A 20,277-nucleotide genomic window follows, 5' to 3' on the forward strand; every position below is an offset into this window, starting at 1 on the left:
TATCAACGAGTGTATGCCATCTATAAGTGGTTCTCACAACGCGAGCGCCAAACAAATCTGGATATTGTGTGTCAGGCACACTCCATCCCGGAGCCATGTCGTTGCTCGGCTTGGGCGGATATCCGCGCCCCGTTTAACAAATACGCGTTAAATGCATTTTTGCTCTTGAACCTCTAGGAACTCGAGGTTTTACAATGATACCGGTGCTCTTTTTTCAACGCGTGGGACAGGATGGGACAGGTCAGGATTGTGCACCGGATAAGGGCTGCGATGCGGCAGATCGTTCTGGTCGTGGGCTGTCTGGCTCTCGGGGGATGCATCTCGGATATCTCCGATGGCAGGCATATGAAGCCGCTTCCGGCAGCGCTTGTCGCTGACATGGCCGCTAAGGGCATGGCGCAGGGCGACCCGATCCTCATCCGGATTTATAAGAAAGAAAGCGAGCTGGAGGTCTGGAAGCGCGACGGTACAGGCCGCTTTGCACTTCTGAAAGTCTACCCCATGTGCCGCTGGTCCGGAAAGCTTGGCCCTAAGAAGCGCGAGGGTGACAGGCAGGCTCCGGAGGGATTTTACAATGTTACCGCGGACTTGATGAATCCACAGTCCCAGTTCTATCTGTCCTTCAACCTCGGATATCCCAATCCTCTGGAGCGATCACTCGGCTATACCGGGTCGGCCCTGATGGTGCATGGAGCGTGCTCTTCGTCAGGCTGTTTCGCAATGACCGACTCTGGTGTCACCGAAATTTACGGATTGGCGCGCGAGGCTTTCATTGGCGGGCAACGTAACTTCCAGGTGCAGGCGCTTCCGTTCCGCATGACGCCGAACAACATGGCGCGACACCGCTCCGACCCCAATTTTCCGTTCTGGCAAAACCTGAAGGAAGGCAGCGATCACTTCGAGGCGACGCGGCTTCCACCCCGCGTGTCCGCCTGCGGCACGCGCTATGTCTTCAACGCGCGTGCGGGCGGCGAGCCCCTGGTGCCCGGAGCGCCGTGTCCGGCCTACGAACTCGATCCTGAGCTTGAGATGCAAGTCAAGGCTTATCAAGGCGCACAATCCGCGCACATTTCTGAGCTTATCGCCGCGGGAACGCCAGTCGCCACCTATGCCTATGTGGATGGTGGCATGCACAAGAGCTTCCGGAGCATGCTGGAGGAGATGGGACCCAAGAGCATGCAGCCGCTCGTCGCGGGGAAGGTTGAGATCAGCCAGCCAGGCGCTGCATTGCTCGACCCCTATGACCACCAAAATCAGGAGCCGGACGTTACAGGCGCGATTGCCAAGCCATGAGGTCGACCGGCATGGCTGTGTTGAAGTCTGTCCGCTATGGCGCCTGGGCTGGCGTCCTCATCCTGATGTTAGCGCTCGCGGCGCTGGGGCTGGGCTGGTGGCGGGTTGATGGGCCTGGCGCGCCCGCCCGCCCGGTTCCGACCGCCGTCGCCGATATCGGTGGCAGTTTTCAGCTTGTCGATCACACCGGTCGCAGCCTGACCGACGCCGATTTCCGGGGAAGGCCGGCGGCCGTGTTCTTCGGGTTCACCTATTGTCCCGAGGTCTGCCCGACAACGCTGTTTGAGCTGTCTAAATATCTGGATCAATTGGGGGCGGCCGGGGAGCGTCTGCAGGTTCTTTTCGTCACCGTGGATCCTGAGCGGGACAATCCAGAGCAATTGGCTCTTTACCTGCAGTCGTTCAACCCAAGGATAGTCGGCCTGACCGGAACGCCGGAGCAAGTGAGCAAGGCACTTGCGGCCTACAAGGCCTACGCAAAGAAGGTGCCCACAGAGAGCGGATACACAATGGATCACACCGCCTCTGTATTCCTGATGGGATCAGACGGCCGCTTCCGATCGATGATCGACTACCATGAGGCGGAAAGCTCCGCTTTGGCCAAATTGCGGCTTCTTTTGCAATGAGGCCCCGCCAGATCGTTACGATGAAGGAGAACTATTTCGATACGGGACAAATTATGCCCCCCTGATAGGGCCAGCTGACAACAGGTGCGCAGGAATTCACTTTCTCAAAAATCGCGGACTGTGGAAACGTTTGTGCCAGCAAGCAGGATGGCGAAGACGATGGCGTCGGCCGTGGCGCGCGTTCTACCGGACGGCGCCTGGTGTCAAGCGCCTGCCGCACCACTCTCGCCACGTCGTATCGTGTTGGCCACGATGCCGACAGCCGCGCGGCTCGTGCCAAGAAGATGTCCGGTATCCGTTCCGACAAGGGGGATCTTGAATGACGGCGGCGTCAATTTCCAGCCAAGGTTGTCCGGGACAGTTCGCTGGAACCTGACCACTACTGTCGGCCTCCGAGTTTTCGATTTCGGTGCATCACCATATCCACTTTAACTGGTCAGAGGGCGGCATGCATATCGCGGAAGAGGCGCGGCGTAACGCCGAAGCGGCGCTCAAAAATTTCCTTGAAACGCGCGGCCGGAAACAGGCCCACCTGCGCCGCGACCGACTTCAGCGGCAAACCTTGAGACAAGAGTAATCGCGCCGTGTCAAGTCTCGCCGTCTCGACGAAGCGGGCGGGCGTTTCGCTGGTCGCCGCCACGAATTTGCGATGAAATGTGCGTTCGCTCATACCAGCGCGAGCCGACAGCGATGGCACGTCCAACGGTTTATCGAGGTTGGACTGTATCCAGCTGACCAGATCGATAAAAGGGCTGTCGCTCTTGACCTGCGCCTTGAGAACAGGACTGAACTGGGATTGGTGGCCGGGACGCCGGGCATAAAGCACCAACCTTTTTGCGATCTCGCCGGCAATCGCCGGATGCAGATCGCATGCGACCATCGCCAGCGCCATGTCAATGCCGGTGGTTACCCCGGCCGAAGTCCACAGATTGCCGTCGACCACGTAAAGTGCATCGGGATCAACCATGACCTTCGGGAAGACTTGCGCGAAGGGCTTGCAGGAGTCCCAATGCGTGCAGACGCGACGGCCGTCAAGTGGCCTAACGCGGCCAGCAGGAAGCCGCCGGTGCAGACGGAACCGAACCGTTCCGCTTTTCCGACGAGCCGCGGAAGGATACCCCGCAAGACCGGGTCGGACACCGCCACGAGGAGGGGATCCCGCTCGGCCCCTGCTACAAGTACCGTTTGGGTCCCTGCGGGTCGCAGTTCTCCAATTGGTCGCGTCTCCACCGTGACGCCGCTGCTGCTCTCCACCGCGCTGCCTTGGCCGGAAGCGACCACAACTTTGTAAAATGCCTGCTTGCCGCGCTGACCCAGAGCGTGGTTGGCGCCGTTCAAGACCGCTGCCGGTCCGGAGACATCAAGCACCTCGAAGCCGGGATAAACAATGAAGATCACATGGTACATTGGCAGAAAGTACACTCTTTTTGTCATTTCTGCCAGCTTCCGCCACCGCTAGAGTTTGGGGGTGCTGGAAGGCCGGGGACCCGACTGAAAGCGCATTTCTCTTCATTCGTTGGAGACGTCGCGCCATGTCGAAATCCTGGTTCATCTGGAGTGGAGCAGTCCTCATCTTTATGGCGGTAGCCAGTATCGGCGGCTGGGTCTTGAGCCTGCCATCCGCAACGACCGCCAATGCGCCGACGGTCCCAGTGGAGGAGGTCGAGGCCATGCTGCTCGCCTTGAAACCCCCGAAACGGGAACGGCCGCTGATCGCCGTCATCGGTATCAATGAAGCAACCGAGACGACTGATTACTTGATGCCGACAGGCGTATTGCGGAGGGCCAACATTGCCGATGTCCTCATGCTGTCGACCGGACCGGGACCCATGCAGCTCTATCCGGCACTCAAGGTCGAGCCGGACGCGACCATCGTGCAGTTTGACGCCAAGCATACCCAAGGCGCCGACTACGTGATCGTACCAGCGATGGAGCCCCATGACCATCCCGCTGCCCTTGCCTGGATCAGAAGTCAGGCGGAAAGAGGCGCGATTATCGTTAGTGTGTGCGCCGGCGCCAGGGTCGTCGGAGCTGCTGGGCTGCTCGACGGCAAGCGAGCGACGACACACTGGTATTTCCTGAAGCAGTTGCGCGACGAAAATCCGACGATCCGGCCTGTCGCCGACCGAAGGCTTGTGGTCGACGGCGTGGTCGCTACGACGACTGGCATCACCGCGTCCATGCCGATGATGCTGACGCTGATAGAGGCGATTGCCGGGCGGGCCAAGGCGGAGACCGTGGCTCACGAGCTTGGCCTCAGGCGATGGGACGCGCGACACGCGAGCAACGCGTTCAGGCTCACCCGAACCTTTGCCACGACGGTGCTCGCCAACCGGATGGCATTCTGGAAACATGACGAGCTCGCAATTAGGCTGGAGCCCGGCATGGACGAGGTGTCTCTGGCGCTGGTCGCCGACGCATGGTCGCGAACTTACCGCTCGCATGCGACGAGCTACGCAGGCTCGACGGAAACGGTGGTGACCTCGAATGGCATCCGTGTCGTGCCCGACCGGACAGGCGCGGATTTGCAGGCAAGCCAACCTGTATCGACCTTTCCCCGTCGGACGCCGGTTGATGCGCTCGACAACGTGCTCGTCGCCATCGCGGCCCGCTACGGAGAGCACACCGCCGACGTGGTTGCCATGCAGCTCGAATATCCGAGGCAGGCAACGGGACGCCGGTGATGACGCGCCGACTCTCACAGGTTGATTTTAACGCGAGGCGAATCCCAGCCGTCCGTTCGTCCTGGGAACATCGGACGGCGGAAGCCTTTCCCGACGACCGAATCTCAGCATATGGCCTCGCGCATTCGTAAGTCGTTTAACTCCTGGTCTGAAAAGCCCCATTCCGTCAAAATGACAGATGTGTCCGCGCCGGGGACAGGGGGAGGACCCTTGATGAGAGATGGAGTACGGCTGAAGCGGGGAGCTGGAGCCGGCTGAACTACACCATCGACCTCGATAAAATTCTCGCGCGCAATCATATGTGGGTGTGCCGTCGCTTCATCGATCGTGAGGACCGGCGCGAAACACGCGTTGCGGCCATCCATGATAGCGCACCATTCGTTCAGCGTACGCATTCTAAAAATGTCGCGAAATCGATCCTTCAGGTTAGGCCAAGTCATCCTGTCCATTTGGTCTGGTATCTCGGCCGGATCTAAGCCCATGCCGAGAAGAAGCTCATTATAGAATTTTCGTTCGACCGACGCGACAGAGACGTGCCGACCGTCTGCCGTCTCATAGGTATTGTACCAAGGTGCACCACCGTCCAGAAAGTTCGATTCGCGCTCGTAAGTCCATCGATTACTGGCGAAGAACCCGAACTGATGTGTCATCAAAGACCCAACTCCATCGATCATGGCAGCATCAACGACCTGTCCATGACCGCTCGATCGTGCAGACAGCAGGGCAGCGAGTATACCTACGGTAAGATAAAGACCGCCGCCGCCGAGATCGGCGAGCAGGTTCAGGGGAATGGCCGGTGGGCGGTCACGGGGGCCTAATAGCGACAACACGCCCGTCACGGCCAGGTAGTTTAGGTCATGCCCGACATCATCCGCGAGAGGGCCGTCCTGCCCCCATCCGGTCATTCGGCCGTAGACAAGCTTTGGATTGCGCGCGAAACATGGCTCGGGCCCCAAGCCCAGACGTTCCATGACACCAGGCCGATATCCTTCGATTAAAGCGTCAGCCTGCCCGATCAGCCGTAAGGCCACATCCCGTCCCGCTTCCTGTTTCAGATCCAGCATGACGGATTTGCGGCTGCGTGTGGTGGGATTGAAGCGTGGCTCTTTTGGAATGCCGAGCCCGCTTGGCGTGACGCGATCAATCGTTACGACCTCGGCGCCCATATCAGCCAATAGCATTGCGCAAAACGGTCCCGGACCCACCCCGGCAAACTCCAAGATCCTGAGTCCTCCGAGAGCGCCACCTTCGCCTTTGGCCTTATCCATAGCGTGATCCCGCGCCAAATCGCCAATCTGTCATTGATCCCATCCCGCCAAAGGCAAAGCGGAACGCTCGGGCAAGATTCCCAATAGATCAGCCTTAATCTCAAGAGCGAGAAATCGCGAAAAAATGCGCGAATCAAGAAGGGCGCCACCAGTTAACCATAGCCCATTCTGGGCCGTGCGGCGCCACATATTCCGCATCTGGAAATGATCGTCGAAGCCCCATACTGGACCTATCTTGTCCGCGGTCTCGTCACCAAACAGGAGCCGTATGTTCTCCTGCATATTGTGAAATCCCGTCGCCAACACCACGAGATCGCACGCCACCAGAGTGCCGTCGCGAAGCCTCAGACCATCGGCCTCGAACCCCGCGCTGTCACTGGCCTGCAGGACCCTGATCTCGCCGCGCGCGATCATCTCGGAACAGCCTACGTCGATGTAATAGCCGCCTTCGCCGCGCATGTACATCATCTGGAAACCGGCGTCGTCGCCGCCAAAATACGTCTTGAACCCAGCCTTTGCCAGACCGGCAAGCATCTCGGCGTCCATCTCCGCCGCCTTCCGCGTGATTCCGCGATAAATGTCCTTCAGCTGAGGATAAGGGATCGAGGCCGCGATAAGGTCGATGTCCTCGATGGAATGGTCTTCATTATAGATATTGTAGATCATGGACGCGCCGGGCTTCAGGCTTATGACACAAGTCGGGCCGCGTTGCAGCATGGACACCTCAGCGGCGCCTTTCCTGGCGAGATCCTGCGCGATGTCATGTCCGCTATTACCAGTGCCAACAACAATTGCATTCTTGCCCCGATAGTCAGCGCCATCCTGGAACTCTGCCGAATGCAACACTTCGCCTCTGAAATCGGCGAGACCCGGTACCTCGCCGCGGCGGGGCAAGCTGCCACTCACCCCCGTCGCGACGACCACATGACGACATTGTATGGTCCGCTGGAAGCCATCGGCGCGCCGCAGTGTCAACGTCCAGAGCCGTCTTGTCTCGTCGTAATGGCCCGTCTCGAAAGTCGTCTCGGTCCAGACATTGAGTTCCATGGCGGCCGCATAGAACTCCAGCCAGTCGGCTAGTTGATCCTTGGTCAACCAAACCGGCCACGTCTGCGGAAAGGCCATATAGGGCAGATGGTTGGCCATAAGTTCATTGTGGAGCGTGAGGGATGTGTAACGGCCCCGCCAGACATCCCCGATACGTGGCGCACGCTCGATGACCAAGGTGTCGATATCCAGTCTTGCCAACCTCGCCGCAGCAACCAGTCCGGCATGACCGGCGCCGATGACGACTACGTCCGGGTCCCGGTCTTCAAAGGTGCGCGCCAAGTGACGAGCTTCCTTCCAGCTGACTTCGGTTTCATTGCGAGAGTATTCGTCGCCTGATGGGCGGTTGCGACCGATCCTCTCCTCGACGCCGGTAAGATTTTGCAACGTCGTCAGAACGATCCAGGCGCGCGGCAGGTGGCCATCGTCGCCCGCCAACAATCGCACGAATCCCGTTCCGTGGCCGTATGCCGTGTCGAAATCGAAGAACGCTTCGATCACGCTGCGGCGGGCCCGACGCCGCGCGATTGGCCCTGGTCGGCCGGAGGCGGGCCGCAGGTTACACGGCCGGGCCGATTGCGCGCTTGCGCGTATGGCTCCGTCGATTTCGACAAGCCCGTCAAATACGCGATGCTGCCATGTAAAGGCCAGCAGGTCCTTCCAATACCCGCCATCGGAAAATACATCCGAGATATCGCGATCGTTCGGCTGGCTCAAATAGTCGGAGAATCTGTCCAGCCATCCGATGAATATGCTCTGCGGATCCGACGCAGCCGTCACATTTGCAAAGTCCATTGTGCTCTCCCTGCGCCCGCGTGCAGCCGTCATCGCATGACCTTCTTGTTCATTATCGAGCTGCCTAGGTGAATGTCAACATTAGTGTTGATAGATGGAGTCGGCTCGCCGCTTGTCTGTTCTGCTGGGCATGCACTGCCTTTTGAGGAAGACAAATGCAGTTACCGCATGTTCGAGTTGGGCGACAGGATTCTGCCTTGCACTAGGAAACACCCGCACATTCGCTGTCGCTTTCACGCACCTATAAGCGCAAGGTACGATTCTGGCCTTGGAGGACGCCCCTATATTCCGTTCGAGACAAAGACGTTGATGTCCCTGATGATTTCGTGGAATATTGCGGCTGATCGGTCGGCTCACCCACTAGGGAAACAACGATTATCGTTAGTACTATAGATAACGTAATATAAATGAGCCATTGCTATCGTGGATTTGAACGTGCCCCCGGCGACAGAGCGCATTCACATGGGCCAGAGTTTCGGCTAATGCCAAGCCGGTCATATGAGGTGACAAGCCCGGCCGATAGAGCAACGGGACGAGGTCGATACACTGACAAGGCGAGCGCTCCACAGCTGTACAGATTTTCCGAAAGGTCTCCTCATGATGAGCGACCAACGCATCAATCCGCTCGCGTATCCCAATAAACGGCAGCTTATGACCCGATAGCACCAAGGTCGCATCCCCAACGCTTTCCTTTATGTGATCCAACGACGCGATATAGTCATCGACAGGGCTGCCGCCAGGCTCGACGTAACTCGCCGCTAGATTGGGTGTGATCGACGCAATCACCTGATCGCCGGACAGAAGTATATGATCGTCAGGGCTGTAGAGCATAGCCTGCTCGTCGGAGTGCCCCCCGCCGGTCATTACCGTCCAGCGCCGTCCTCCGGCTTCAATGACATCGCCATCGTGGAGACGCGCGAAGGTTGCCGGCATTGGCTGCACAACCCGCATGAAGCCGGATCCGCCGTCGGCGACGATATGGGCGATGTCCGCAGGCATGCCATGGGCGAGCAGAAAAAGCTTCTCGATATCGGCGTGCGCCCTGAATACGCCGGAAGCTCGCAGATGCGCGTGCAGGAATTCTGTCCGGGTCATGTGTAGCTGGGCGCCGGTCCGGCGCGCCAGCCATCCGGCGGCGCCCATATGATCGGGGTGGTGATGCGTGAGGATAATGTGGTGGACTGGCTTTTCGGCAAGCATACCCTGCAGAAGCTGGTCCCACAGCGACAGGGTGGCGTCGTCTCCATAGCCGGTGTCGATTATGGTCCAACCATCACCGTTGTCGAGAATGTAGATATTGATATGGTTCAGCCGCAAGGGAAGCGGCATGCGCAGCCAGAGGATTCCCGCCGCCACAGCTATCGCCTCGCCAGGCGCAGGTGGCGCCAGAAACGGGTAGCTGAGAGGCCTCGCCTCTCGATGCTGCGCGTCCGTACGAGGGGACGAGGGGACTATGTGCTGCGGCGGCCTCATGCGACTGAGATGCCGCCATTGACACTGATGACCTGCCCGGTCATGCGCGCCGCGCCCGGCCCCGCCAAAAAGACTGCTACCGGTGCGATGTCGGCGGGAGTGACGACGCCGAGGCGTGCCTTGCTTTCCGCTTTGGCAAATAGTTTCTGACTGAATTCGCTCGACATCACACGGCGATACGACGATGTATCTTTCACGATTGAGGGCGTGATTGCGTGGACGCGAATGCCGTGTCGCGAGGCTTCGAGAGCCAAGGTACGCGAGAACATGACGACAGCCGCCTTACAGGCGCCCTGCACGGCTTCACCCGGCGTTGCCACCTTCGCGGCATCGGACGCCAGATTGATGATTGTCCCGCCCTCGCGAGCGATCATATGAGGCAGCGCCGCATGGCAGGTGTAGAGGACGCTGCCAATATGCGACTGTAACTGCTCGTCAAAGGCAGATACCGAGATCTCGTGAAAGGGCCGTGGCGACAGATGCCCAGGGATGCTTGTCACGAGGATATCGAGGGCGCCGAGATCGGCTACCGCGCGATCAACCAGTGCGCGCGCTTCCTCCGGCTTGCTAGCATCGGCGCGCACGAAACGCACGTCGCAAGCTGGAGCACGAGCGCGCACCTTGGCCACGGCCTCATTGCCGCGTTCGCTATCGCGGCCGTTCAGGACCAACCTCGGGACGCCCGCTTCCGCCAGTTGTGACGCGATCTCCAACCCGATGCCGCCACTCGAGCCGGTCACGAGCGCCGCACATTCCGCCAATGGTCTGACGATCACCCCGTCCTCCGCCGCTATCTGCCTGTGAAGCGCGGTGTGCGCTTTTCCATGAACGCCCGCGATCCTTCCCGAGCGTCCTCTGAGCGGAGCAGCACTTTGATGCTCGCGTCTTCCACGCCGAATGCCTCATCGAGGCTCGCGCCGGACGCCGCTACCATACACTCCTTGGCTTTGCGCATCGCCAGCGGCGAATTACGCGCCATTCTCTCCGCCATCGCACGCGCTGTTGTTTCTACCTCGCCCGCCGGGACAGCCCGATTGACGAGCCCAATGCGCAGGGCCTCACTGGCGGATATGCGATCGCCGACCAGTAGAATTTCCGCCGCGGCGGCCCAAGAGACCTGGCGCGAGACCCGTGCTACCCCGCCTGCCGCCGGGATGAGGCCCCGTTGCACTTCAAGGAGGCCGAGCTGGCTATCTTCCGCCACGATCCTGAGGTCGCAGGCTAACGCCAACTCCATGCCCCCCGCGACGATGTTGCCGCGCATGGCTCCGATCACGGGCGTGAAAAAGTCATTGCGCCGCAGCATGGCGCGGTTGAGGATCTTAGGCTCGGCGAGCATCGCCTCGTCCCATTCATCTTCGGCCGGGCGCGCACGCGTCAGCAGCGGCGTCAGCCTTCCAAGATCCGCCCCGGCACAGAAGGTTCCATCCCCGCGCCCGGAGAGAATAGCAATCCGGATCGCCGGATCTTCCGCAATGGCGTCCCAGGCTCGCGCGAGCCGGACAATCATTTCTGGATTGAGAGCATTACGTTTCTCGGGGCGATTAAGCACTACTTCGGCGATGCCGTTTGCGCTGGAGAAAAGGATCGGTGCCTCGCTCACGCCATGCCCTCCTGGTCTCGATCGGCCCAGACGTAGGAGAATTCGGGATCGATGACTTCGACCCGCAAAGCAACCGGTAGATCGAGAGTGATCTGGTCGGCCGTCAGTTCGGTGCGTGCCAATAGACGCGGGCCCTCTTCCGTCTCGGCGACGATCGTGACGTAAGGCACCCGATCCTTCCATGCGGTCTCCACAGAGAAATGAGAGACCGTATAGGAATGGATTCTGGCCCGCCCGGATACCGGACGGAAGCTGAATTTCTCCGAGGCGCAGCGCGGGCAGTAATAACGGGCCGGGTGGGTCCACTGACCGCAGTCCTCGCATTGCTGGAGACAGAGGCGCCCGGTAGCTGCGGTGGCAGAATAGAAGGCCAGATCCAGGTCGTCAGGCTGAACTCTTGGCTTTGCGCTTGTCATCAGCCGTTCCTTCCTAGGATTGCGATCGTTCCGTCGCCAAGATCTCCGTAGCCGGTAACGAGCCCTAACTCGCAGCCGGCGACCTGAGACTTACCCGCGTCATGACGCAGCTGGCGTACCGCTTCCACGATATGGTTCATGCCCCAGCAGTGTCCTTGCGACATCAGCCCGCCATGCGTATTCATCGGAAAACGGCCGCCGAGTTCGATGGCGCCGTCCTTCACGAAGTCCGCCGCTCCGCCACGTTCGGCAAACCCCAGTGCCTCCAGTTCAAGCAGCGCGACATAGGTGAAACAATCGTAGATCTGCAGAAAATCCATGTCCTGCGGCTTGACGCCCGCCATTGCAAAGGCGCGCGGTGCAGCGGAGTCGAGACCAAGTCTAAGGATATCCTGACGGTTGATCAGCTCATCGGGACGGTTCGGATGGCCCTCGGCCCCACCAAGAAAGGTAACGGGTACATGGCGCAGATCCCGTGCGCGTTCAGGCGATGTCACGATGATCGCCGCTGCACAATCAGTCTCGACGCAACAATCATACTTGCGTAATGGCTCGGCGATGAATGTGGACGCCAGGTATTCATCCATAGTCAAGCCGCGATCACGCATGACCGCTCTGTCATTCAGCTGCGCATGTTTGCGACAGGCCACAGCTATTGCACCTGCGGCCTCTGGTGGCACGTTGTACATCTTGACATAACGTTGCAGATAGAGCGAATACCACCATGGCGCGGAACGCAAACCATACGGCGCGTAGTAATTCTTGACCGTCTCGAAGAACGCTGCGGAAAAACGTCGTTTGTTCGGCCGTGCATCGGGACGGGGCCGCAAGGCGGAGTAGCCATTCCAGCCGATTGGCACGAGAACGACCTCGGCCATGCCGCTTGCAATGGCCATGGATGCATTGATCAAACCGGCGGTTGGGCTCGCGCCGCCCATCTGCGGGCACGCCGTATAGCGCACATCCGACACGCCAAGATGCGCGGCGATCTCGTCCCAGGCCACGAATCCGGGTGGAGGGATGATGCCATCGATATCGGATGGTTTCAGCCCGGCGTCCCTGATCGCAGACATGCTGGCACCGACGACCATCTGGAGGATCGATTGGTCCGTGCCACGCATGTATTCGGTCTCGCCGATACCTACAACAGCTGCAGCACCCGAGAGGCCCGAGCCTGATCTCTTGCCCATATCACTCTTCCTGCCAGCCCGCTCAAACCAAGCGGAAAGAGAAGTCGGTAATCCGCCCCTGCGGATTGTCGATGAATTCCACCTTAACCCGCGGGAGCTTGCTCAGGCTCTTCGCCGCGGCGTTGATGTCGCTGAGATCAACGCCATGGATGAAGTTGATCAAGGCGGTATCAGCACCGTCAAGGGTCACATAGCCCATGACTAAAGGCGGCTCGGGCAATCCTGGGAAGGCAGCCGTTATAATCGTGAAGGTCTCCAGCGTGCCTTCCGGCCCCACCGCGACCCAGTCGTCGGTAGGCTCCATGGTTTCGTCATCGAACGCGCGGGCCGGCACCAGGACACGCCCACCCTCTTGGGTTCGGGTGCCCATGATGCGACGGTTCTCCCGAAGCTCCCGGAAGAAGCGGCTCGCGCTCTCACCTGCGAAATAGTTGAAATTGAAGTTCCAGTTGCCTGGTATAGTGACAAATTCGTCATTCTTCATCTCAGTCTCCTCAGTGCACCGGACGACGGCCGAGAACGCAGACCGTGGAGAACTGCGTGGCGCCACCTTGCCCGGTCGCAACCGCGCGTTCGACATCTGCTACTTGACGCTCGCCCGCCAGCCCGCGCACCTGAAGAGCGCATTCGGCGATGCGAACCATCGCGGTCGCGCTGACCGGATTTGCACCTTGAGGGCCTCCGGACGGGTTGAAGACCGGCAGTCGCGAGTCGGTGAATTGTGCCTCGACGAACGCTGGACCGTCCTCCGGTGCGCAGAAGCCAAGGGCCGGATAGGCCATGGCCTCGGCGCTTGAGAAAGCCGAGTAAAGCTCCGCGACGCGCAACTCATCTCGCGGACGCGTAATCCCTGCTTGTCCATAGGCTTTCCCAGCAGCAAGGCGGAGCGACAGCAGGTCGACGAGGGTGGCCCCCGGGCGATGAATGCGGTCTCCCATGGCATAGCTGTCGGTGATCGAGGCTGCGCCCTGCACCCAGGCTGGCCGGCGATCCCCGACGTGCTCCGGTGCCACGATGACCATTGCGCAGGCACCTTCCGACATGGGGCATGCCTCAAAACGGTGGATGGGCCAAGCCAGCAGCTGGGAAGCCAGCACGTCTTCAGGCGAGATATCCTTTCGCAGATGTGCCAGGGGATTCCGAAGTGCGTTCCGGAAGCTGCGCGAGGCAATTTCGGCCCAGTGTCTCTCCGTGTAGCCATAGAGACGCATCAGCATCGATGCGCGCAACGCAGCCATCGTGATTGTGGTAAGCGGGAAATCCTTCTCATAGATCGGATCGAAGATCGTATTGAAGACCTGTTGAGACGAGGTCGCTTGCCCCATTCGCTCCAGGCCGACGACGAGCACGGCCTTCGCGCGGCCGGAGTTGATGTAGGACAAGGCGGCGAAGACAGTGGAGGAGCCCGTGACACCGCCGGTATTGACCCTCAAAAACGGCTTTCGGCGTCCCAGCATGCCGGTGCGTTCGACGGAATTTTCACCCGAGAGTCCATCAGGCGCCACGCCTGCCAGGATAACGTCGATCCCGTCGATCCCGACACCTGCGTCCTCTAGCGCGAGACGGGCGGCTTGCCAAATCAACTCGCGCGAGCTCTTGTCGGGGTGGGAGCGACGGTAACCGGTCTGGCCGACCCCGATGATAGCGGCGGATTTCATACAGCCTCCACGATGACGGCGGTTTGGGTTTGTCCGGCAATGATGGACGAGCCAGACGCGAAGGCGACGCGGGGGGTTCCCTGCTGGTTGCCGCCAGCTCTGCCTTGCAGCTGAAGGGTCGCCTCTGCCAGACGGATCAGGCCCATTGCCGGGGCGCAATATCCCGATGCGCCGCCACCCGAGGGATTGCACCGCGGGTCATCCGCCAAACGCCGAAGCCCCCCGCCCTTTTCGGCAAGCCCGATCGCTTCGAGCGCAATGCCCTCATCGAAGATCGTGAGCCCATCGACTTCGAAGAGATCGATCTGATCGACGGTCATCTGTGCCTCCGACAGGGCACGTTGCGCGGCCATCCTCAGCGCGTCAGCGCGCGCCAATCGTCGGTCGCCGGGCCAGTAAGGCTCCGAAGACAATCCTATCCCGCGCAGCCGTACCGACGCCGGTCGGCGTGACAGCACCATTGTGACCGTCACATCGGCCCAACGCGGAAGGTGCGACGCCTCCAGAGGATAAGACGGAACAGACTGGCGACCGCCTTCCTTCAACGCGCGAGGATTGGCCCGACGCATCATCTCGCGCCGCTGGTTCGCCTCGGCAACCGAGGCGACGTCGCCGCCGTCGATCAGCCAGCGCTGAGCATTCATTGCCGATACATGCAATTCCTCGATCCCCAAGGGTCGAAAAAAGACGGGATCGAACAGCGCGCGGGACACCCCTTCCACGTCATGTTCCGATGCCCTCCCCCAAGCGGAAACGATCGTTCGCTCACATTCGCCAGCTTCAAGCCGATTGACCGCGGCTGCGAACGCACCCGCTCCATCATCTCCGTAACGCACTTCATCACGCAGATAGGCACCAGCGGCAGGCGCGGTGACCATGCTGGACAGTGAACGGCCATCAACCAGATCGTGCGCAGCAAGCACGACCGACTCGATTCCTTCCCAGCCGCGCCCGGCGTCATCAATGGCGCGCGTCGTCGACGAAAAAATCAGTTCCGGAAGGCTACGGCGCGCATCAGCCCAACTGATCTCCATAGCGACGCCCTCGATAAATATATCGCCACCTTCGGCCATCCATTTCTCCTCTCGACAGGCGTATGCCGCAGACGGCCCGCGCCCGATATCGTGTGTACGGCGTCCCAGGGCGGCAGCGTTCCGACTATGTCGGCGCCGCGACGAGCGTGCGAAGCGCCATGAGATCTGCTTTACCATTGGGCAGCCGCCCAATATGGGGTTGAAACAGGATCCGCCGCGGCGCCTTGTAAGACGACAATTGCGATTTGACATGATTGATCAAGGTTTCGGCAGCTACGTCTTCACCGGGAACCGGTTCAACGACCGCCACGATGGACTGTCCGAATCGATCATCCGGCACGCCTAGAACAACAGCGTCATAAACGGCGGTATGTCGCTTTAGTACGATTTCGACTTCCTCAGGAAATACCTTCTCGCCACCAGTGTTGATGCACTCCGAGCCGCGCCCTATCAGTATCACGGTGCCGTCGACATCGACCGTCGCCCAATCACCGGGGACGACATAGCGCTGTCCATCGAACTCCCTGAAGGTCGCAGCGGTCTTGACCGGGTCGTTGTAATATCCAATGGGCTGGCGCCCACCAATCGCCAGCAGGCCCCGTTCGCCGGAACCGGGCCGAACATCACGTCCGTCTTCCGTAATGACGCGGGTTGTGCCTTTGGCTTTGAACGAAGCCGTCCTGTTGTGTTGTCCTCTTTTACTCACCGAGCGTCCCAATGACATCGTCTCAGACGAGCCGAAGACATCCGCGATGGCAACATGGGGAATATGATTGATGATGCCGTCTTTGACTTCGGAACTGAAGACGACTCCACTCGATATGATCGTGCGGAGTGAGCCAAGATCCCAACGGCCCGGATGCTCATCAAGCGCGCGCAGAACCGGCCGCGCGAAAGCGTCGCCGACCCACATCAATGTCGCGACGTGGTCGCGCTCGACTGTGTCAAGAAGATCGATCGGATCAAAGCTTCGCTTCCGCAGATGAGAGATTGCGCCGCCTCGCGAAAGGGTCATAAAGCACGTAAGTAAACCCGCGCCGTGCATTAATGGTCCAGCAGACAGATGAGGTCGACCGTTACGCGCCACTTTACTGCGGATATACTCAAGATCCTGTGTTTCTGGATAAGCGTCGCCGTTTTCCGTGTTCAGGCGTAAGAAAAGATCCTCCTGCCGCCACATCACACCCTTTGGCAGACCAGTCGTCCCGCCGGTATAGAGCAAAAGCAGATCATCGCCGCTAACCGGCCATGGTCTCCAGTCCTCTCGAACGGGCGCGCTTGCGGCCGTCTCGTAAGGCACGGCCCAGCTTGGGCAGGCTAACGTGCCGTCCTCCACCCAAATCCAAACCTTCACGTCAGGCACACGATCGCGCATCTTTTCGATCGTGTCGGCGAAACTGCCGTGAAAGACGACACAAGCCACGTCGCCGTTATTCCAGAGATAGGCCAGCTCGTCCGGCCCGTACCTGAAATTTGTGTTTAGCGGAACGAAACCGCCTCTGAATGCGGCGATAATTGACTCGATATATTCCGGCGCATTGTGCATGTATTGCGCCACCTTGTCCTGGCGCTCGAGCCCGCAACCAACGAGGTAGGTGGCTATTGACGTCGCTCGACGATCGAGATCACGCCATGGAACAATACGCTTGCCCTGGATCAACGCTGGCGAATCGGGAATCTCGGCAGCAACGGTTGCGAAGATATCGCTCAGGTTCCAGCTTACCACGGCCGAGCTCCTCCCAATGATCGAATTTATTATACAGACAGAGCATAAAGTGCCTGCGGACGATCTGTCAACACATATGTTGACTGTCAGTCATTACGATCTACAGGATCGCTACAGGCGTCACGGGACTACCGACTCCCCCCCGGATGGCGAGGGGAGCAACGACGAACATCACGGCCGACGGCGCGAGTTGCGAGAGGAGCTCGAGATCCAGAAGTTCAGCGAGGTAGACCCCATGATCACGCATGACTGCGATGTGCAGCGGCATCGCACAGGTGGGATCACGAGAAGGCATGACTTCAACGGCTATATTATCCGCCGCGAGTAATGAAAATTCCTGTTCGATAATCCAAGGCGCACAATTATGATGCAGGCCCGCCGTACTTGCCTTGTCGGCTCGCCCCTCTCTCCAGGCTTTCAGCCAGCCGGTGCGCATCAGAAGCGCATCGCCGGGGCACGGTGTGATCCCGGTTTCAGATACAGCCTTACGCAGCCTGTCGACCTCGATCGCCTGCTCCGGGCTAAAGGAAGGATCGTGTGCGAAGTCCACAAAAATGGCGCGCGTGCAGAAGGCGCCGACGCGCTCAATTCCGCACCGGCTCGCTCCGCGGCTCGTCACCTGCGTTGCGGGGAACCCATTATACATCTCGCCACCCCGCCAGACGTGGGCGAGCGCATCGATATGCGTTACCCCGTGCGTCGGCAGCATGATCACGTCATCCGAAAAGCCGTAGCCGGCTCGCTCAGGTAGACCTGCGGCGTAGTCACCACCATGTCGGGTCATGAAATGCTGCGGCGGGGCCCGCAAATCGGCGCCTGGACCACGCTCCCCATTGGCGATCGGGATGGCGAGCGGAACAACGAGACCGGTTCGCACGGATGCGACCCCGCGCAATGTTGCTGCCGCATCGATTAGATTGGCCGCGCCGCGCTCGTCCTCGGCGCCCCAGCGGGACGGCCATACCTTTCCCTCGCTCATCGGGATTGCTCCAGGCTGGCTTGGGCGAGCCACGCCTGCTCGCGTAATGCGGTCGGGCCACCGTAAAGTTGTGCGCTCCAGTTGATCCGCTTGAACCAATAATGCAGGCCGAGTTCATCCGTAATGCCAATCCCGCCATGAACTTCGACGGCATTGCGCGCAACGACGCGCCCTGCCTCGGAGAGATAGGCCTTGGCATGCAGGGCACAGACATGGGAGTCCTGAAGCGCCAGATCGAATGCATGCGCGGCGTACCATAGCAATGCGCGCCCCGGCTCAAGCTCAGCGGCGGCATCGGCGCAGAGATGCTTGACCGCCTGAAAGCTCCCGATGGGTCTGCCAAATTGCTGGCGCGTTCCAGCATAGGCAACCGCTTCGCGCAACATGTGACCAGATGCGCCAAGAATATCGGCCGCAAGAGCGAGGCGCAGCGTGTCGCCGAGCCTTTCTAGCACGGGCGGACCGGCGCCAGGCAAGGGATCGGCAGGGACCTCATCGAACACGATCTCAAAGGCCTGGCGCGTGCAATCCACCGTCTCCAAATATTGCATCGTGAGACCACGAGCGAGCGTGTCGACGAGGAAAAGCCCACCCGCGTGATCCGCCACAAGCAGGCGATGCGCGCCGGCGACGTCGACTGCAAAGAGCGAGCGACCTGTCAAAAGGCCATTTCGCACGTGGATCCTTGCATCATGGCGCGCCCCAGCCAGCGGTTCCGACACTGCGATACCGACACGTAGGGTGCCAAGAGCAATTTCGGGCAACAGGGTCGCCTGCTGTTCCGGGCTACCGGCCTCTATGAGCGCGATCGGCGCGGCGACTACGGAGCCGAGAAACGCGCAAGGCGTCGCGCATCGACCAAGTTCTTCTGCGACCACCACCGCATCGAGAAGCCCAAGCCCGTGCCCCCCATATCTTTCTGGTACGAGCAGGCCGGGTATGCCCAGATCGCAAAACCCCTCCCACACGTCGGCAGCAAAACGATCGCCTTCTTGCCCGGCGCGACGCAGGCGCTCCATTGGAACAAGGCAACGTACTGCCTTGCCAACCTGCTCCTGCAGCAAGAGCTGGTTCTCGCTCAAGGAAAAATCCACGGTGTTTGTCCCTTCGATCGACGGAACTAGAGCTTGGCCATCTTGGGTTCGCGTGGAAGTCCAAGTCCGCGTTCCGCAATGATGTTGCGCTGAATCTGCGCAGTTCCCCCGCCGATGATCATCCCGAGGTCGAACATCAATCGCTTTTGCCAAAGGCCTCCGGCGCGACTATGGGCGGCATCGTTGTAGAGCAGTCCCATCTCGCCCATGACATCGACTGCGAGCGCAGCGATCTGGTGATTGAGTTCGGTTGCCTGCAGCTTAACGATGAGGCGCGGCAGGACGAGGTCCTCACCCTTATGCGCGGCCGTCAGAAGACGCATGGCATGGTATTTCATCGCCAGCGCCCGCCCCTGCAGGCGCATGGCCCTGTCGCGCCAGACTGGAAGTTCTATCGCACTGACGCCGTCCACGGTTTCATCGGCCATGAGCCCGAGCAAATTCCGGATCCGTGCCAGTGCGGCGTGGGGGTCGCCCAGCATCCCTCGCTCATGCTTGAGGGTCGAATTTGAAACGCGCCAGCCGTCTCCCCGTGCCCCGATGACCTGATGCTTCGGCACCCGCACATCTGTCAGGAAGACCTCATTGAATTCGGCGGCGCCGGTCATTGTGCGCAGAGGTCGCACCTCTATACCAGGCGTCTGCATCGACAGGCAAATATAGGTGATGCCCCGATAGCGGTTTTTTGCTTCGAGTTCCGTCCTCACCAACGCAAACATCATGTCGGCGGCATGGGCAGTGGTGGTCCAGATCTTCTGGCCATTGATGATGAAGTCGTTACCATCCTCAACCGCAAAGGTCCGGAGCGATGCAAGATCCGACCCCGCCCCCGGTTCCGAGTAGCCCTGGCACCAGATCAATTCGCCACGTATCGTGCGCGCGATCCAGTCCTGCTTTTGAGCCTCCGTGCCCCACTCGAGCAGGGTCGGGACGAACATCGAAATGCCTTGGTTGACAAGGCCCAGCGGAGCTCTCGCTCGAGCGAATTCCTCACCGAGGATCTGCGCTCTCATGATATCTGGAGGACATTCCGCGCCGCCGTAGCGCCGCGGCACGCCACGTGCCACATAGCCGCGCTCGATCAACAGTCGCTGCCAAGCCACGGCTTCGGCAGTCGGCCGGTTGACCCCGAAGTGCTTTGGTATCGCGCGCGCATTCTCGGCAAGAAAGTTCTGAACTTCCCGGCGGAAGCTCTCGTGCTCGCCTGAGTAAGACAAGTCCACGCTGCTCTCCTCAACATTAGATAACGCGCAATCACGCGGAGCCATCCTCGATCAGCCTTGGAAATCCATCCTGATCTCGATGCAGAGCGGATCGTCGATCAGGCCGCGGTCATCGCCCCGCTGAAATTGGGGTGTCATGATACCGTCAACCGAGGACGACTGATCTTG

At 60.1% G+C, this 20,277-nt stretch carries 19 protein-coding genes; 3 read left to right on the forward strand and 16 right to left on the reverse strand.

Going from position 1 to position 20,277, the window contains the following annotated elements; genetic code table 11:
* The first annotated feature begins 270 nt into the window (after nt 1-270).
* Both KIO74_RS25555 and KIO74_RS25560 read left to right on the forward strand, forming a co-directional pair.
* The gene (locus tag KIO74_RS25555; protein ID WP_213337848.1) at nt 271-1,293 is read left to right on the forward strand and encodes a L,D-transpeptidase family protein; all 1,023 of its coding nucleotides are present in this window, start codon (nt 271-273) and stop codon (nt 1,291-1,293) included.
* 65 nt (nt 1,294-1,358) lie between these two features.
* Nucleotides 1,359-1,919: an SCO family protein gene (locus tag KIO74_RS25560; RefSeq protein ID WP_213337849.1), complete on the forward strand. Its 561-nt coding sequence runs from the start codon at nt 1,359-1,361 to the stop codon at nt 1,917-1,919.
* 436 nt (nt 1,920-2,355) lie between these two features.
* On the opposite strand, the gene KIO74_RS31965 is transcribed toward KIO74_RS25560, so the two are convergent.
* Nucleotides 2,356-2,886 carry a GlxA family transcriptional regulator gene (locus KIO74_RS31965; protein ID WP_249731476.1) on the reverse strand — a complete coding sequence of 177 codons (531 nt, stop codon included), beginning with the start codon at nt 2,884-2,886 and terminating at the stop codon, nt 2,356-2,358.
* Nucleotides 2,826-3,353 (reverse strand): DJ-1/PfpI family protein, encoded by a 528-nt coding sequence (locus KIO74_RS31970; protein WP_349629236.1) that lies wholly within the window; start codon nt 3,351-3,353, stop codon nt 2,826-2,828. The genes KIO74_RS31965 and KIO74_RS31970 overlap by 61 nt, the downstream gene beginning before the upstream one ends.
* 98 nt (nt 3,354-3,451) lie before the next feature.
* Here KIO74_RS31970 and KIO74_RS25570 point away from each other — a divergent pair, with 98 nt between their 5' ends.
* Nucleotides 3,452-4,603 (forward strand): DJ-1/PfpI family protein, encoded by a 1,152-nt coding sequence (locus KIO74_RS25570; protein WP_213337850.1) that lies wholly within the window; start codon nt 3,452-3,454, stop codon nt 4,601-4,603.
* A 104-nt stretch (nt 4,604-4,707) separates the two neighbouring features.
* Here KIO74_RS25570 and KIO74_RS25575 read toward each other — a convergent pair whose 3' ends face one another.
* From KIO74_RS25575 to KIO74_RS25640, 14 genes are all read right to left on the reverse strand, one after another.
* On the reverse strand, nt 4,708-5,871 hold the full coding sequence (locus KIO74_RS25575) for a CaiB/BaiF CoA transferase family protein (protein WP_213337851.1): 1,164 nt from the start codon (nt 5,869-5,871) through the stop codon (nt 4,708-4,710).
* A gap of 30 nt (nt 5,872-5,901) precedes the next feature.
* Complete coding sequence (locus KIO74_RS25580; protein ID WP_213337852.1) at nt 5,902-7,713, reverse strand: flavin-containing monooxygenase; 1,812 nt, start codon at nt 7,711-7,713, stop codon at nt 5,902-5,904.
* A gap of 387 nt (nt 7,714-8,100) precedes the next feature.
* Nucleotides 8,101-9,069, reverse strand: coding sequence for an MBL fold metallo-hydrolase (locus KIO74_RS25585; protein ID WP_213337853.1), 969 nt, complete (start codon nt 9,067-9,069; stop codon nt 8,101-8,103).
* A 113-nt stretch (nt 9,070-9,182) separates the two neighbouring features.
* Entirely contained in the window at nt 9,183-9,962 is a 780-nt protein-coding gene (locus KIO74_RS25590) for an SDR family NAD(P)-dependent oxidoreductase (protein WP_213337854.1), read from the reverse strand.
* A gap of 14 nt (nt 9,963-9,976) precedes the next feature.
* Nucleotides 9,977-10,789, reverse strand: a complete 813-nt coding sequence (locus KIO74_RS25595) for an enoyl-CoA hydratase/isomerase family protein (RefSeq protein ID WP_213337856.1) — start codon at nt 10,787-10,789, stop codon at nt 9,977-9,979.
* On the reverse strand, nt 10,786-11,205 hold the full coding sequence (locus tag KIO74_RS25600) for a Zn-ribbon domain-containing OB-fold protein (protein WP_213337857.1): 420 nt from the start codon (nt 11,203-11,205) through the stop codon (nt 10,786-10,788). Before KIO74_RS25600 ends, KIO74_RS25595 begins: the two co-directional genes overlap by 4 nt.
* The gene (locus tag KIO74_RS25605) at nt 11,205-12,209 is read right to left on the reverse strand and encodes a thiolase family protein (RefSeq protein ID WP_349629237.1); all 1,005 of its coding nucleotides are present in this window, start codon (nt 12,207-12,209) and stop codon (nt 11,205-11,207) included. Before KIO74_RS25605 ends, KIO74_RS25600 begins: the two co-directional genes overlap by 1 nt.
* Nucleotides 12,210-12,417: 208 nt before the next feature.
* Nucleotides 12,418-12,879 (reverse strand): Zn-ribbon domain-containing OB-fold protein, encoded by a 462-nt coding sequence (locus KIO74_RS25610; protein WP_213337861.1) that lies wholly within the window; start codon nt 12,877-12,879, stop codon nt 12,418-12,420.
* Nucleotides 12,880-12,889: 10 nt separating this feature from the next.
* Nucleotides 12,890-14,053, reverse strand: coding sequence for a thiolase family protein (locus KIO74_RS25615; RefSeq protein ID WP_213337862.1), 1,164 nt, complete (start codon nt 14,051-14,053; stop codon nt 12,890-12,892).
* Nucleotides 14,050-15,126 carry a thiolase C-terminal domain-containing protein gene (locus tag KIO74_RS25620; RefSeq protein ID WP_213337863.1) on the reverse strand — a complete coding sequence of 359 codons (1,077 nt, stop codon included), beginning with the start codon at nt 15,124-15,126 and terminating at the stop codon, nt 14,050-14,052. The genes KIO74_RS25615 and KIO74_RS25620 overlap by 4 nt, the downstream gene beginning before the upstream one ends.
* Nucleotides 15,127-15,211: 85 nt before the next feature.
* Nucleotides 15,212-16,813: an AMP-binding protein gene (locus tag KIO74_RS25625; protein WP_213337864.1), complete on the reverse strand. Its 1,602-nt coding sequence runs from the start codon at nt 16,811-16,813 to the stop codon at nt 15,212-15,214.
* Nucleotides 16,814-16,913: 100 nt separating this feature from the next.
* The gene (locus KIO74_RS25630; RefSeq protein WP_213337865.1) at nt 16,914-17,792 is read right to left on the reverse strand and encodes a cyclase family protein; all 879 of its coding nucleotides are present in this window, start codon (nt 17,790-17,792) and stop codon (nt 16,914-16,916) included.
* Complete coding sequence (locus tag KIO74_RS25635) at nt 17,789-18,886, reverse strand: acyl-CoA dehydrogenase family protein (protein ID WP_213339235.1); 1,098 nt, start codon at nt 18,884-18,886, stop codon at nt 17,789-17,791. The genes KIO74_RS25630 and KIO74_RS25635 overlap by 4 nt, the downstream gene beginning before the upstream one ends.
* Before the next feature lie 26 nt (nt 18,887-18,912).
* Entirely contained in the window at nt 18,913-20,109 is a 1,197-nt protein-coding gene (locus KIO74_RS25640; RefSeq protein ID WP_213337866.1) for an acyl-CoA dehydrogenase family protein, read from the reverse strand.
* Between the last annotated feature and the right edge of the window lie 168 nt (nt 20,110-20,277).

Origin of the sequence: Chelatococcus sp. HY11, assembly GCF_018398335.1 — a bacterium.
Taxonomy (GTDB): domain Bacteria; phylum Pseudomonadota; class Alphaproteobacteria; order Rhizobiales; family Beijerinckiaceae; genus Chelatococcus.